Genomic DNA, 12,851 nt, shown 5'->3' with positions numbered 1-12,851 from the left:
AGTCGATCCCACGTGTCGCTACCGTCCATGCTTCCTGACCCTTCCAGCCCCGTTCCCTGCACCCGCGGGGTTGCCCGATGAGCGTGGGCATCTGGGGCAAGCTCGGCGGGGCCGGCCTCGGCCTCGCCATCGGCGGCCCCCTCGGCGGCCTCATCGGCGGGGTGGCGGGGCACTTCCTGGTCGACCGCGAGGGCGCCCTGTTCGGCACCACGCCGCGCGACGTGGTCTTCACCACCGGTCTCGTGGCCCTGGCCGCCAAGATGGCCAAATCCGACGGCGTGGTGACGCCGGCCGAGGTCGAGGCCTTCGCCAAGGTGGTGCAGGTGGACGAGCGCGCCCGGCCCGGCGTGCAGCGCCTGTTCGACCTTGCCAAGGGTACGGCGAACGGCTTCGAGGCCTATGCCCGGCAATTGGCCACCACCTTCCACGACGAGCCGGCCCTGCTGGAGGACGTGCTCGACGGCCTGTTCCACATCGCCAAGGCGGACGGCGCCATCCACGAGGCGGAGGAGCGCTACCTGCGCGCGGTGGCGGAGACCTTCGGCTACGACGAGGCCGCGTTCCGCCGCATCGCCGCCCGCCACGTCCGGCTCTCCGACGATCCCTATCTCGTGCTCGGCCTCGACCACGCTGTCGACGATGCCGGGCTGAAGGCGGCCCACCGCGCCCTGGTGCGGGAGAACCATCCCGACCGGGCCATTGCGCGCGGCCTACCACCGGAGGCCGTGGCCATCGCCACCCGCCGGCTCGCGGCCATCAACGCCGCCTATGACCGGATCAGCACCGAGCGGGGCCTCACGTGAAACCGACGCCCGAAAGTCCCGTTGCCACCAGCGTCCACCCGTCGCCGAACCACGGCGAGCGCCGGTCCGGCCCGGTCGACCTCCTCATCCTGCACTACACCGGGATGGAGAGCGCGGCCGCCGCCCTGCAACGCCTCGCCAACCCCGTGGCGGAGGTCTCGGCCCATTACGTGGTCCTGGAGGATGGCCGCGTGGTGCAGATGGTGCCCGAGGGGCGCCGCGCCTGGCATGCGGGCCAGGGCTCCTGGGCCGGGATCAGCGACGTGAACTCGCGCTCCCTCGGCATCGAGATCGTCAATGGCGGCCATGCCGGCGGCCTGCCGGCCTATCCCCCGGCACAGATCGAGGCCGTGATCGCCCTGTGCGGCGATCTCGCAAAGCGCTGGAGCCTCGCCCCGCACAGGATCCTCGCCCATTCGGACATCGCCCCCGAGCGCAAGGAGGATCCGGGCGAGCACTTCCCCTGGGAGACCCTCGCCCGCGCCGGCATCGGCCACTGGGTGCCGCCGGCCCCGATCCGCGACGGCCGCTTCTTCGCGCAGGGCGATGCCGGACCGCCGATCGAGGCCCTGCAGGCGATGTTCGCCCTCTACGGCTACGACCTGCCGGTGAGCGCCAGCTTCGATGCCCGCATGGGCGCGGTGGTGACGGCGTTCCAGCGCCACTTCCGCCCGGCCCGCGTCGACGGCGTCGCCGACGCCTCGACGATCACCACCCTGCGGGACCTGATCGCGGCCCTGCCGGGGCGGTAGCGCGCACTGGAGTGGCTCCCTCCCTCATAGAAGGGGAGGGAGGCGCCCGTGCACCCCTCCGAACACCGGCCGCCGGTTACACCCGGTGCTGCACCGCCTGGGCGCCATGCCCATGCGCGTCATGCCCGTGCACGTCTGCCGTGACCGTGCCGCGGGTGCGCCACAGGCTGTAGGCGATGCCCGCGACCAGGAACACGACGGTGACCGCGAGGGAGACCCACGGCGGCACGTGGACGAGGCCGAAGGTATCGGCGACCACGATCTTTCCGCCGATGAAGATCAGGATGAAGGCCAGCGCCGTCTTGAGATAGGCGAAGCGGTCCACCATCGCCGCCAGGGCGAAGTAGAGCGCCCGCAAGCCGAGGATCGCGAAGATGTTGGAGGTGTAGACCACGAAGGTATCGGTGGTGATGGCGAAGATCGCCGGCACGCTGTCGACGGCGAAGATCACGTCGGCACCGTTCACCAGGATGAGCGCCAGGGCCAGGGGCGTCAGCCAGAGGGCGGTCTTCCCGGTCTTCGGGTCGGCTTTTCGCACCATGAAGCGCTGCCCGTGCAACTCGGGCGTGATGCGCAGGATCCGCTGCAGGAACCGGACGGCCCGGTTCTCGCGGATATCGCCCGGCTCCTCCTCCTTCGAGACCAGCATCTTGAGGCCGGCGAAGATCAGGAAGGCGGCGAAGATCGACAGCACCCAGGCGGCCTGGTGCACGAGGGCCGCGCCGAGGCCGATCATCAGGCCCCGCAGCAGGACGGCCGCGAGGATGCCCCAGACCAGGACCCGGTGCTGGGCGGCGCGGGGAATGCCCAGGGCCGTGAGAATGACGGCGATCACGAAGACGTTGTCCATCGACAGCGACTTCTCGACCACGAGGCCGGCGACGTATTCCTGGCCCGCCTGGGCCCCGAGATACCACCAGACCCATCCGCCGAAGATCATGCCCAGGGTGAAGTAGAACAGCGTGAGAAGGAGGCTCTCCTTCACGCCGATCTCGTGATTCTTGTCGCGGTGCAGGAGTCCGAGATCGAAGGCCAGCAACCCGGCCACGAGGGCGTGGAACCCGAGCCACATCCACACGGGCTTGCCGAGCCACTCGTAATACAGAAAATCAACCATGACGCAGGACCGTCGATGCTTCTTGAGGAGAGAAAGCATCGGCTCCGACATCACGGAACGCATCATGCAGCATCCCGCCAGAGGGGCCCGCAGCCGATGAGGCGCAGTTGGGGCTCTGAACCGGGCGAATCAAGGGCACCGCCCTGTCACGCTTGACAGGGCCGACCCCCGCCGGTTTCCCAGGACGCATGACTGACAGTGTACGCAACGGCCCGGACATGGACGGACCCGCCGTGATCGGTGGTGGCCCGGCCGGCCTCGCGGCGGCGGAGGTGCTGGCGCAGGCCGGCCACGCCGTGACCCTCTACGACCGGATGCCGAGCGTGGGGCGAAAGCTCCTCATCGCCGGACGCGGTGGGCTCAACCTCACGCATTCCGAACCGCTGCCGGCCTTCCTGGCGCGCTACCAGCCGGAGGAAGACGCCCTCGCCGGGGCCATCGCGGCGTTCTCGCCCGGCGACCTGCGTGCCTGGTGCGACGCTCTCGGCCAGCCGACCTTCGTCGGGTCGAGCGGCCGCGTCTTCCCGGAGGCCTTCAAGGCCTCGCCGCTCCTGCGAGCCTGGCTCCAGCGCCTCGAGGGGTTGGGCGTCCGCATCCGCACCCGCCACCGCTTCACCGGCTGGTCGGACGCGGGCGGCCCGGTCTTCGAGACCCCGGAGGGGCGGGTCGAGACCGCGCACCGACCGGTGCTCCTGGCCCTGGGGGGTGCGAGCTGGCCGCGCCTCGGCTCCGACGGCGCCTGGGTGCCTGTGCTCGCGCGCGCGGGTGTCGCGGTGGCGCCGCTCAAGCCCGCCAATGTCGGGTTCACCGTCGCCTGGTCGCCGATCTTCGCCGAGCGCTTCGCCGGCACCCCGCTGAAGCGGATCGCCCTCAGCCTGGACGGCCTCCGCGTGCGCGGCGAGGCGGTGGTCAGCGCCGACGGCATCGAGGGCGGAGCGATCTACGCCCTGGCGCACCGGATCCGGGCCGCCACCGAGCGGGGTGAGGCCCGGCTGACCCTCGACCTGCGGCCCGATGTCGACGAGGCGGCCCTGGCGCGGGCGCTCAGCGATCCGAAGCCCGGCCTGTCCCTGGCCAACCGCCTGCGCAAGGCCGCGGCGCTGACGCCCGTGGGGATCGGTCTTCTGCGCGAGGCGGTGCATCCGCTGCCGGTCGCCGCCGCGGCCCTGGCGGCCCTGATCAAGGCGGTGCCGCTGCGCCTCCTCGCCCCGCGCGGCCTCGACCGGGCGATCTCGACCGCGGGCGGCGTCCGCTTCGGCGAGCTCGACGCCGGCTTCATGCTGACCCGGCGGCCCGGCACCTTCGTGGCAGGGGAGATGCTCGATTGGGAGGCCCCGACGGGGGGCTACCTGCTCCAGGGGGCCTTCGCCTCGGGCCGCGCGGCGGCGGCGGGCATGCTCGCTTGGATGGAGCGGGACCCGGTCCGGGGCGCGTGAGCCTTCGTCCCACGAAAAAGGCTCCCTCTCCGGAGAGAGGGAGCCCGATGGTCCGGCGCGGCCGTTCCGGGCCGCGCGGTGCCGGGTCTCAGCGGCAGTACACGTCGCCGTAGGCGTCGCGGTAGGTGCCGTAGGGGCAGCGCGGGGCGGTGGAGGCGCCCACGATGGCACCGCCGGCGCCGCCGATGGCCGCACCCGCGAGCGCGCCGCCGGCGCGGCCCGTGGCGGCGCCACCGATGGCGGCACCCGCGAGCGCGCCGAGGCCGGCGCCGCCGAGGGCGCGGTCCTGCGGGGTGTTGCAGGCGCCGACCGAAAGGGCGAGGACACCCGCGAAGGTGGCGGCAATGAGCTTCTTCATGGTTCCGAGACTCCCTTGTGCGTCGTGACCCGGCCTTCGGCCGTGATGTTCGTGCCGCCCGAGCTTAAGCATTCCGCGCGAGAAATGCACGCCGAACGGCTAAGGTTCCGTCCCGCCTTTCCGTTTCGCCGAAAAACCCTCTAGTGATGCGCCGATCAGGGTCCATCCGGGCGGCGCCGGCCGCCCATTCCGCCGCGAGGAATCCATGCAGCGCGCCACCGCCATCGTCCGCAAGGTCGCCGTCCGCGCCGATGCGATCGTCGACACGATCGTTCTCGACCACGCCGCCCGTCAGGCCCCGCCGGAGAGCCTGACCGGGGAGGGCGGGCTGACCCTGTCCCTCGCACTCGCCAAGGCCGCGTCCCTGGAGGACGGCGATGCCCTGCGCCTGGAGGACGGGCGCCTCGTGACGATCCGCGCCGCCGGGGAGCCGCTGCTCGAGGTCCGGGCCGAGAACCCGGCCCGGCTGCTGCGCCTGGCCTGGCAGCTCGGCGGCAGCCACGTGCCGGCCGAGATCGCCGCCGACGTGCTCTACGTGCCCCGCAGCGCCGCCGAACTCGTCCGCGGCCAGGGCTGCGCCGCCACCCCGGTGACGCGGGCCTTCAAGCCGGAGCGCGCGGCCCACGACCACAGCCAGTGCGGTCACGACCACCATGATCACGGGCATCGCGCGCACGACCACCACGATCACGGGCATCACGCGCACGACCACGCCGAACACGACCACACGGGCCACGATCACGGCCATTCCCATGCGGGGCATGACCATGGGCATTCCCACGGGCACGACCAGGCTCACGACCACGGCGCGCACGGCCACGTGCACGGGCCGGACTGCAAGCACGAGCACTGAGCGGACCGCCCCGCGTTGAAGCCGGCGGCGCGGACGGTTATGTCCGCCGGATGATCGCCCGCGACCTCCGCTTCTCCGTCGCCCCGATGATGGACTGGACCGACCGTTACTGTCGGGCCTTCCACCGGACCCTGTCGCGGCACGCCCGGCTCTACACCGAGATGGTCACCACCGGGGCCGTCATCCACGGGCCGCGCGACCGTCTGCTCGGCTTCGACGCGCTCGAGCATCCGGTGGCGGTGCAGCTCGGCGGCTCGAACCCGGCCGACCTCGCCGAGGCCGCGCGCATCGCCGAGGGATACGGCTACGACGAGGTCAACCTCAATGTCGGCTGCCCCTCCGACCGCGTGCAGGACGGACGCTTCGGCGCCTGCCTGATGCGCGAGCCCGCCGTGGTGGCCGCCTGCGTCGCCGCCATGAAGGCGGCGGTGTCGGTGCCGGTCACGGTGAAGTGCCGCATCGGCGTGGACGACCAGGACAGCGAGCAGGCCCTCGACGCCCTCGCGGACGCCGTGATCGCGGCCGGCGTCGACGGCCTCGTGGTGCATGCCCGCAAGGCCTGGCTCCAGGGGCTCTCGCCCAAGGAGAACCGCGACGTGCCCCCCCTCGACTATCCGCGGGTGGCGCGGCTGAAGCGGGCCCATCCCGACCTGCCCATCGCCATCAACGGCGGCATCGCCACCATCGCGGATGCGGCCGCCCACCTGGCGGAAGTCGACGGGGTGATGATCGGCCGGGCGGCCTACAGCGATCCGGCGATTCTGCTCGACGTCGATCCGGTCCTGTTCGGCGAGCCCGCCCCGGCCGCCGATCCGTTCGCCGCGATCACGGCCTTTGAACCCGTCCTCGCCGGATTCCTGCAGGACGGCACCCGCCTGCACGCGGTGACGCGGCACATGCTCGGCCTGTTCAACGGCCGCCCGGGTGCCCGCGCCTATCGCCGGCACCTCTCGACCTTCGGCCTCCAGCCCGAAGCCGGCCTCGCGACCCTGCGGGAGGCGGTGGAGCTGGTCGGCCGCGCCCATCAGGCCGCCGATCCGGCCATTCCGGGCAGGGACAGGGCACAGGATGCCGCCTGAGCCCCGCTCGCCGGAGCCGCGATCAAGATAGGAGCCTCCCTCAATATAAACGGCCGCCCGATCGTTCGCCGGCAGTCTATGTCTGGGGTAGATCAGAGTTTTTGCTGATCTGGCACGGAGCTGGGTACCTGATAGGGTGAGAGAGCCATGAGCACTTCGGAACTGTAGGGTTCGTTATTCAAGCCATCGATCCAACGAACGGATTCGAGGGGGCGAACGATGCGGTTCCGATACGGTGTTTCCCGTGCAGCCGTCATCCTGGCGGCGACGGGTCTGGCCGCCGCGCAGGCACAGACCGCGACGATCACGCCGCGCGATGCCAACGTGCGGACCCTGCTCGCGCCGTTCCTGTCCCTGAATGCCAGTGCGATCGGCCGGGCGACATTGCCGGACAACCTCGCGCAAGCCATCGCCGTCAACGACCGGTCGACGCCGGACCAGCGCGCCCTGGCCATCAGCGGCCAAGTCCGGCCGGGCGCCGCCCCCTATCTCGGCGCGCTCACCCTGGTCGACGGATCCGTGGTGAAGCTCGGACCGGCCGACAACCTGGCCGGCGGCCTCCCGCTCCAGGCCATCCAAAGCAATCCGGGAAGGCCGGGCACGATCAACCCGATACCGCCGGCGGGCGGGTACGGCCCGGTGCCGGGTCCGCTCCATCAGCAGGGCATCCGCGCCAGCACGGACACGACGGGACCGCTTGCCCGGACCTTTGATCTGCCGAACCGGGCCTACACGTTCACCAGCGCCGATCTGGGCGTCGCGACGAACGACTTCGCCAACGGCGCGGCCATCCACCCGAGCGTGACGCCGGCCGGCTACGTCGCGATTCCGGCGGTTGCGCCGGCCGGCTACACCTTGCCCCGCTTCGACGGGTTGCCCAACACGACCACGAGCGTCCTCGATATCGCCGCCGGCGTGACCAACCCGCAGGCCGGACAGGACGTCTTCGGACGTTCGCGCCCGGTTGCCGCCGGGCCTACAAGGACGTGGTGCCCAAGGCGCTCCCGAGCTTCGGCACGGGCCTGGGCTTCCTCGTGGCCCGCACGCCGATCAGCCGGACCTATCGGTCCTGAACCGATCCGACGTGCGAGGGATCCAGGACGCCGCCTTCCGGGCGGCGTCTCGCCTTTCAGGGCTGCCCCATCGGGGCGGCGTCGCGTGTTTCGGAGCCGGGATCTCAGCGGTCCCGCAGGATGAGACGGTCGCCGCGAACCTCGAAGGAGGCGAGGCGATCGAGGAAGCTCATGCCGAGCAGGTTTTCGCGGAGGGCTCCGGGCCGGCTCACCAGGGCCGGCACCCGCCGCTCAACGATGCCGCCGACCCGGAGGCTGTCGAGGAAGGCCGGGGCCGCCACGGTGACGCCGTTGGCAGTCGAGACCCGGACGCTGAATTCGGAGTCCGCCGGGCGGATGCCGAGGGCCGCCGCGCTCTCGGCGGTCAGCACCACGGAGCTGGCGCCCGTGTCGAACTGAAAGCCCTGGGGCTGGCCGTTCACCTCGGCCCGGACGTGAAAGTTGCCGTCGCTGCGCCGGGTGATCGTCACCGTGCCGTCCGATCCCGTGACGGCGCTGCCCGGACGCACCGCCCCGAGCATCCGGTCGCCGATGACCCGGGCGTCGTCGCGGTAGGCGTAGCCGGCGACCAGGGCGGCCCCGAGGGCGCCCCAGAGCAGCAGGGCCGTCAGGTTCGCGCGCATCCGGCTGCGGAACTGGTGCCAGAATCCCGCCGCCACCACGGTGAGCAGTCCGGCGCTCATGGCGAACTGGGCGAACTGATCCGGCTCCATCCCGGCGATGCGCTGGGTGTCGTCGGACAGGAGCAGCACCGCCAGGGCGCCGCCGAGGATGACGAGGCCGACCAGGATCATGTCGCCGCCGCGGTCGGGGCCCGCGTCGGGAAGGCGGCCCGCAGGCGTGCGTCGAGCGTTGCCATCACCGCCCGGCGCTGGGGCTCCGACATCGAGCCCCACAGGGCGATCTCGTCCCGGGTCCGGCCGCAGCCCTCGCACAGGCCGGTAGCGGCATCGAGGAGGCAGAGCTTCGTGCAGGGGCTGGAGGGTTTGGGGCGGGGCTGGGTCATCGTCCCCGTCCATGCCAGCGCCATGGCGTCGGGATCAAGTCCGGCCGCGGATCAGGTGGGGACCGCCGCCAGGAGGCCGACGAGGGCGGCGATCTCGGCCGCCTGCTGCGCGGCGCCGACCACGTCGCCGCTCTGCCCGCCGATCATCCGGCGCGCCAGGGCGGTGACCGCGAGGGATGCGCCGAGGCCGAGGCCAAGCATCAGGACGAGGCCCCGCAGCGGAAGGCCGAGGGCCAGCCCCCCCAGGGCGACGAGGAGCGTGAGGCCCCCGGCGGTGGCCAGGGTCTGCCGGCTCGGACGTCCCACGGCGGCGCCGGCCCCGTCGGGACGGGCGGGCGGCAGCAGGGCAAGGGGCGCCAGGGCGGCGCTGCGCGAGAGCGCGGCGGCGAGGAGCAGGGCCGGAGCCGCCAGGAGTTCGATCCGGTCGAGGAGCGTCGCCAGGGCGCCGATCCGCAGGGCCAGGGACAGCATCAGAGCGACGCCGCCATAGGCGCCGATGCGGCTGTCGCGCATGATCTCCAGGCGCCGGGCCGGCGTGGTTCCGCCGCCGAAGCCGTCGGCGACGTCGGCGAGGCCGTCCTCGTGCAGGGCCCCCGTCACCAGGACGCCCGCCGTCACCGCCAGGCCGGCGGCGAGGAAGGGCCCGAGACCGAGGCCCCAGGCGGCCAGCAGCACCCCGGCGCCGGGCAGGCCGAGGAGGACGCCCGCCAGGGGCAGCATCCGGGGGAGGGTGCGGAAGTCCGGGACCGCGTGCGGATCGCCCTCGCCGGGCAGCGGCGGCACGGGCAGGCGGGAATAGAAGCGCAGGCAGCCCGCGAGGTCGTAGGCCAGGCGAGCGCCCGGAAAGGCGGGTTCGGCCTCCTCGTTCATCGCGACCCTGCCTCGCCTTCACCACCCGTGCCCGGACCGTTATAGCTCCCGCGACGGGCGGCCCGCCATCCTGGCGCCGGGCCGACCACCGGAATTACTCCATGACCTCCGAGACGACTCCTCCCGAGACGACTGCCCCCGAGACGCCTTTCAGCGACATCCGCCGCCTCGTCGAGTCCCTGCCGGGGCCGGACCGGGACGCGGTCGCGATGGTGGCCGAGCGCGACGCCACCCTGACGAAGCCCGCCGGCTCCCTGGGGCGCCTGGAACATCTCGTCGCCTGGCTTGCCGCCTGGCAGGGCAAGGGCCAGCCGACCCTCGACCGCCCCCTCGTCTGCGTCTTCGCCGGCAGCCACGGCGTCACCGCCCGGGGCGTCTCGGCCTTTCCGGCGGAGGTGAACCGCCAGATGCTCGACAACTTCGCGGCCGGCGGCGGGGCGATCAACCAGATCTGCGCCGCCTACGGTCTCGGCTTCAAGGTGTTCGACCTCGCCATCGACATGCCCACGGGCGACATCACGGTCGGGCCGGCCTTCGACGAGAAGGCCTGCGTCGCCACCATGGCGTTCGGCATGGAGGCGGTGGCCGCCGGGACCGACTGCCTGGCGCTGGGCGAGATGGGCATCGGCAACACCACCGTGGCGGCGGCGATCTACGCGGCGCTCTACGGCGGAGAGGCCGCCCACTGGGTCGGACGCGGCACCGGCGTCGATGCCGCGGGGCTCGCCCGCAAGGTCGCCGCCGTGGAGGCGGCCCTCACCCATCATGCGGGCCATCTCGACGATCCCCTGGAGGTCCTGGCGCGCCTCGGCGGCCGCGAGATCGCCGCCATGGCGGGGGCGATCCTGGCGGCGCGCCTGCAGCGGGTGCCGGTGGTGCTCGACGGCTACGTGGCGACGGCGGCCGCTGCTGTCCTGCACCGCCTCGACCCGACGCTGCTCGACCATTGCCTCGCCGGTCACGTCTCGGCGGAGGGCGCCCATGCGGACGTGCTGGAGCGCCTGGGCCTCGTGCCGCTGCTGGCCCTCGGCATGCGCCTCGGCGAGGGCTCCGGCGCGGCCCTGGCCCTGGGCCTGCTCAAGGGCGCGCTCGCCTGCCACCGGGACATGGCGACCTTCGCCCAGGCCGGGGTCTCGGAGCGCAGCGCGGGCTGACCCCTCAGGCGGCGCGGGCGCGCTTCTCGGCGGGGGCGGCCTGGGATTCGCCGGGCACTTCCAGCGCCGGCAGGGTCTCCATGACGCGGCTCGCGGGGAAGATCACCACGACCTCGGTGCCCTCGCGCGGCCTCGACTTGAGCTGGAAGTTGCCGCCGTGGAGGTCGACGAGACCCTTCACGATGGGCAGGCCGAGGCCCGAGCCCTGCTCGGCGGTCTTGATCGCCAGCGAGCCGCGCCCGAAGGACGACATCACGGTGCCGATCTCGTCCTCGGGAATGCCGGGCCCGCTGTCCTTGACGCTGACGTACTGGCCGCCCGACGAGGTCCAGCCGACCTTGATGGTGATCTCGCCGCCCGGCGGCGTGAACTTCACGGCGTTCGACAGCAGGTTCAGCACGATCTGGCGCAGGGCGCGCTCGTCGGCCCAGAGCCGGGGCAGGCTGCCGTCGATGAACTCGTGGATGACCTGGTTCTTGCCGCGGGCGCGCAGGGCCATCATGTGGCGGCATTCCTCCACGGTGTGCCCGAGCTGAACCGCTTCCTCGTTGAGCTCGTAGCGCCCGGCCTCGATGCGCGAGAGGTCGAGGATCTCGTTGATCAGGTTGAGGAGGTGCATCCCGCTGTCGTGGATGTCGGAGGCGTATTCCTTGTACGAGGGGGCGACGTGGACGCCGAACACCTCGTTCTTCATCACCTCGGAAAAGCCCAGGATGGCGTTGAGCGGCGTGCGCAGCTCGTGGCTCATGGTGGCGAGGAAGCGGGACTTGGCGAGGTTGGCCTCCTCGGCGCGGCGACGGGCCTCGTCGGAATTGGCTTTGGCCTGCTCGAGTTCGCCGAAGATCGAATCCTTCTCCGCCTGGGATTGCAGCGCCTCGACCGTGGAGGCGTAGACGCGGCGTCCGAGGCCGAGGAAGAACAGCTGCGCGCCGACCACCATGGTGACCAGCATCATCGTGTTCATGTCCTGGGACACCGCCAGGAGCGACAGGGCGGCGATGCACAGGGGCACCAGGGCCGCCCCGGCGGCGGCCGGCAGGGTCGCGGCCAGCATCGTCGCCATGGCGGCCACGATGACGAGGCCGAACAGCACGAAGGTCCGCGCCCCGGAGGCGCCCACCAGCACCATCATCGCCCAGGCGGTGCTCTGGAGGAACTCCGCGGCCATGAAGGTGCGGCGCCAGCTCCGCACCGAGACCGTGTCCGGATCCTGCGCCAGGAAGCGGTGCGTCAGCAGCTTGGAGACCGCCACCGTCGCCAGGAGGCAGAGGCCCCAGCCCGCCGCGATGGCCGGCGGCGTCCAGATCGCCGCGATGCCCGCCACCGCGAGGCCGAGCAGCGCCAGGGGGATGACCGCGCCCGCCCGGTACTGCGCGTAGACCCGGATCAGCTCGTAATCGAAGGCACGTTCCAGCCCGCTCGTCGACGTGAGCTTCTCCCGCGCCGACCGCATGTCGCGCGCGACTTCGCGGCGGCGGGCCGCCTCCTGGGCGGAGGGGCCGCGGCCACGCTGAATCATCTCGGCAGTCAGGTCGGTCATCACCGTCTTGAAGCGTCGGAGGGGACATCGCGGTCGAGATCGGGACCGCCGAGAGGCCGGGATACAACCGCTCAGAACCTGCGCCGGATGTGTTAAGAACCGCCTGCCGGAACCGTGCGGATTGTCGGAATCCACATCCCAGTGCCGCCGGGCGAACACGAATCCGCGAAGGATCGCGGGGGCAGCGCGCAGGGCAGCGCGCAGGGCAGGGGGCTGGGGCCCCGGAATGGCATTCGGTCTACCAGGGTGTGCTGCCGCACATGGTTACGATCGGGCAACGATTAGCGTCGTTCCAAACTGCGATCGGGAGGCCGAGATGCTGAAACTCACCGTCAACGGGGTCTCCCACGAGGTCGATGCCGACCCGGAGATGCCGCTCCTCTGGGCGCTGCGCGATCACCTCAACCAGACCGGGACCAAGTACGGCTGCGGCATCGCCCAGTGCGGTGCCTGCACGGTCCATCTCGACGGCCAGCCCGTCCGCGCTTGCCAGACCCGCATTGGCGATGTCGGCGCGGCCAAGATCACCACCATCGAGGGTGTCTCCGGCAAGGTCGCCGAGGCGGTGCGCACCGCCTGGCGCGGCCTCGACGTGGTCCAGTGCGGCTACTGCCAGTCCGGCCAGATCATGTCGGCGATCGGCCTGCTGTCCGAGAACCCGAAGCCGACCGATGCCGACATCGACGGGGCCATGGACGGCAACGTCTGCCGCTGCGGCACCTACCAGCGCATCCGCGCGGCGATCCACGAGGCGGCGCGAACCCTCGCCTGAGCCTCGGCCCGCTACGCCAACGCAGTCCCCGATCTCCC

At 71.9% G+C, this 12,851-nt stretch carries 14 protein-coding genes; 8 read left to right on the top strand and 6 right to left on the bottom strand.

Annotated features, from left to right (window positions below):
- Positions 1-77: 77 nt before the first annotated feature.
- Both CRT23_RS14860 and CRT23_RS14855 read left to right on the top strand, forming a co-directional pair.
- Positions 78-803: a TerB family tellurite resistance protein gene (locus tag CRT23_RS14860; RefSeq protein WP_055956932.1), complete on the top strand. Its 726-nt coding sequence runs from the start codon at positions 78-80 to the stop codon at positions 801-803.
- Positions 800-1,555 carry an N-acetylmuramoyl-L-alanine amidase gene (locus tag CRT23_RS14855; protein ID WP_103710311.1) on the top strand — a complete coding sequence of 252 codons (756 nt, stop codon included), beginning with the start codon at positions 800-802 and terminating at the stop codon, positions 1,553-1,555. The genes CRT23_RS14860 and CRT23_RS14855 overlap by 4 nt, the downstream gene beginning before the upstream one ends.
- 76 nt (positions 1,556-1,631) lie before the next feature.
- Here the strand turns inward: CRT23_RS14855 and CRT23_RS14850 are convergent, their stop codons facing one another.
- Positions 1,632-2,672 (bottom strand): TerC family protein, encoded by a 1,041-nt coding sequence (locus CRT23_RS14850; RefSeq protein WP_103710370.1) that lies wholly within the window; start codon positions 2,670-2,672, stop codon positions 1,632-1,634.
- 188 nt (positions 2,673-2,860) lie between these two features.
- On the opposite strand from CRT23_RS14850, the gene CRT23_RS14845 reads away from it, so the two are divergent.
- Positions 2,861-4,108 carry a TIGR03862 family flavoprotein gene (locus tag CRT23_RS14845; protein WP_245436246.1) on the top strand — a complete coding sequence of 416 codons (1,248 nt, stop codon included), beginning with the start codon at positions 2,861-2,863 and terminating at the stop codon, positions 4,106-4,108.
- A gap of 88 nt (positions 4,109-4,196) precedes the next feature.
- Here the strand turns inward: CRT23_RS14845 and CRT23_RS14840 are convergent, their stop codons facing one another.
- Positions 4,197-4,466, bottom strand: a complete 270-nt coding sequence (locus CRT23_RS14840; RefSeq protein ID WP_055956926.1) for a hypothetical protein — start codon at positions 4,464-4,466, stop codon at positions 4,197-4,199.
- Between the two features lie 205 nt (positions 4,467-4,671).
- Between CRT23_RS14840 and CRT23_RS14835 the strand changes: the two genes are divergently transcribed.
- The 3 genes from CRT23_RS14835 to CRT23_RS14825 all read left to right on the top strand — a co-directional run bounded on the left by CRT23_RS14835 (position 4,672) and on the right by CRT23_RS14825 (position 7,595).
- Complete coding sequence (locus tag CRT23_RS14835; protein ID WP_103710309.1) at positions 4,672-5,319, top strand: urease accessory protein UreE; 648 nt, start codon at positions 4,672-4,674, stop codon at positions 5,317-5,319.
- Between the two features lie 50 nt (positions 5,320-5,369).
- Positions 5,370-6,398: a tRNA dihydrouridine(20/20a) synthase DusA gene (gene dusA / locus CRT23_RS14830; protein WP_103710308.1), complete on the top strand. Its 1,029-nt coding sequence runs from the start codon at positions 5,370-5,372 to the stop codon at positions 6,396-6,398.
- Positions 6,399-6,617: 219 nt separating this feature from the next.
- The gene (locus tag CRT23_RS14825; RefSeq protein ID WP_103710307.1) at positions 6,618-7,595 is read left to right on the top strand and encodes a hypothetical protein; all 978 of its coding nucleotides are present in this window, start codon (positions 6,618-6,620) and stop codon (positions 7,593-7,595) included.
- Here CRT23_RS14825 and CRT23_RS14820 read toward each other — a convergent pair.
- Genes CRT23_RS14820 through cobS form a run of 3 tightly spaced genes read right to left on the bottom strand, consistent with a single transcriptional unit; the run spans position 7,576 to position 9,347 of the window.
- The gene (locus CRT23_RS14820; protein ID WP_103710306.1) at positions 7,576-8,265 is read right to left on the bottom strand and encodes a TIGR02281 family clan AA aspartic protease; all 690 of its coding nucleotides are present in this window, start codon (positions 8,263-8,265) and stop codon (positions 7,576-7,578) included. The two genes, CRT23_RS14825 and CRT23_RS14820, sit on opposite strands and share 20 nt — an antisense overlap.
- The gene (locus CRT23_RS14815) at positions 8,262-8,477 is read right to left on the bottom strand and encodes a DUF1289 domain-containing protein (RefSeq protein ID WP_103710369.1); all 216 of its coding nucleotides are present in this window, start codon (positions 8,475-8,477) and stop codon (positions 8,262-8,264) included. The genes CRT23_RS14820 and CRT23_RS14815 overlap by 4 nt, the downstream gene beginning before the upstream one ends.
- A 51-nt stretch (positions 8,478-8,528) precedes the next feature.
- The gene (cobS, locus tag CRT23_RS14810) at positions 8,529-9,347 is read right to left on the bottom strand and encodes an adenosylcobinamide-GDP ribazoletransferase (protein ID WP_103710305.1); all 819 of its coding nucleotides are present in this window, start codon (positions 9,345-9,347) and stop codon (positions 8,529-8,531) included.
- A gap of 101 nt (positions 9,348-9,448) precedes the next feature.
- Here cobS and cobT point away from each other — a divergent pair, with 101 nt between their 5' ends.
- Positions 9,449-10,501 (top strand): nicotinate-nucleotide--dimethylbenzimidazole phosphoribosyltransferase, encoded by a 1,053-nt coding sequence (gene cobT, locus CRT23_RS14805; RefSeq protein WP_103710304.1) that lies wholly within the window; start codon positions 9,449-9,451, stop codon positions 10,499-10,501.
- A 4-nt stretch (positions 10,502-10,505) separates the two neighbouring features.
- Here the strand turns inward: cobT and CRT23_RS14800 are convergent, their stop codons facing one another.
- Positions 10,506-12,041, bottom strand: a complete 1,536-nt coding sequence (locus CRT23_RS14800) for a HAMP domain-containing sensor histidine kinase (RefSeq protein WP_055956913.1) — start codon at positions 12,039-12,041, stop codon at positions 10,506-10,508.
- Between the two features lie 316 nt (positions 12,042-12,357).
- Between CRT23_RS14800 and CRT23_RS14795 the strand changes: the two genes are divergently transcribed.
- Positions 12,358-12,813: a (2Fe-2S)-binding protein gene (locus CRT23_RS14795; RefSeq protein WP_055956910.1), complete on the top strand. Its 456-nt coding sequence runs from the start codon at positions 12,358-12,360 to the stop codon at positions 12,811-12,813.
- Positions 12,814-12,851: the final 38 nt, after the last annotated feature.

Origin of the sequence: Methylobacterium sp. V23, from assembly GCF_002917135.1 — a bacterium.
Classification (GTDB): domain Bacteria; phylum Pseudomonadota; class Alphaproteobacteria; order Rhizobiales; family Beijerinckiaceae; genus Methylobacterium.
The sequence above is the reverse complement of the archived record's forward strand: the minus strand, read 5'-3'. Positions and strand labels throughout refer to the sequence as shown.

What these genes read in the sequence shown, in the direction of transcription:
- CRT23_RS14845 (WP_245436246.1), top strand. Translation starts at nt 2,861, where the DNA reads ATGACTGACAGTGTACGCAACGGCCCGGACATGGACGGACCCGCCGTG.
- cobS (WP_103710305.1), bottom strand. Translation starts at nt 9,347, where the DNA reads ATGAACGAGGAGGCCGAACCCGCCTTTCCGGGCGCTCGCCTGGCCTAC.
- CRT23_RS14850 (WP_103710370.1), bottom strand. Translation starts at nt 2,672, where the DNA reads ATGGTTGATTTTCTGTATTACGAGTGGCTCGGCAAGCCCGTGTGGATG.
- dusA (WP_103710308.1), top strand. Translation starts at nt 5,370, where the DNA reads ATGATCGCCCGCGACCTCCGCTTCTCCGTCGCCCCGATGATGGACTGG.
- CRT23_RS14795 (WP_055956910.1), top strand. Translation starts at nt 12,358, where the DNA reads ATGCTGAAACTCACCGTCAACGGGGTCTCCCACGAGGTCGATGCCGAC.
- CRT23_RS14815 (WP_103710369.1), bottom strand. Translation starts at nt 8,477, where the DNA reads ATGACCCAGCCCCGCCCCAAACCCTCCAGCCCCTGCACGAAGCTCTGC.
- CRT23_RS14800 (WP_055956913.1), bottom strand. Translation starts at nt 12,041, where the DNA reads ATGACCGACCTGACTGCCGAGATGATTCAGCGTGGCCGCGGCCCCTCC.
- CRT23_RS14825 (WP_103710307.1), top strand. Translation starts at nt 6,618, where the DNA reads ATGCGGTTCCGATACGGTGTTTCCCGTGCAGCCGTCATCCTGGCGGCG.
- cobT (WP_103710304.1), top strand. Translation starts at nt 9,449, where the DNA reads ATGACCTCCGAGACGACTCCTCCCGAGACGACTGCCCCCGAGACGCCT.
- CRT23_RS14835 (WP_103710309.1), top strand. Translation starts at nt 4,672, where the DNA reads ATGCAGCGCGCCACCGCCATCGTCCGCAAGGTCGCCGTCCGCGCCGAT.
- CRT23_RS14820 (WP_103710306.1), bottom strand. Translation starts at nt 8,265, where the DNA reads ATGATCCTGGTCGGCCTCGTCATCCTCGGCGGCGCCCTGGCGGTGCTG.
- CRT23_RS14840 (WP_055956926.1), bottom strand. Translation starts at nt 4,466, where the DNA reads ATGAAGAAGCTCATTGCCGCCACCTTCGCGGGTGTCCTCGCCCTTTCG.
- CRT23_RS14860 (WP_055956932.1), top strand. Translation starts at nt 78, where the DNA reads ATGAGCGTGGGCATCTGGGGCAAGCTCGGCGGGGCCGGCCTCGGCCTC.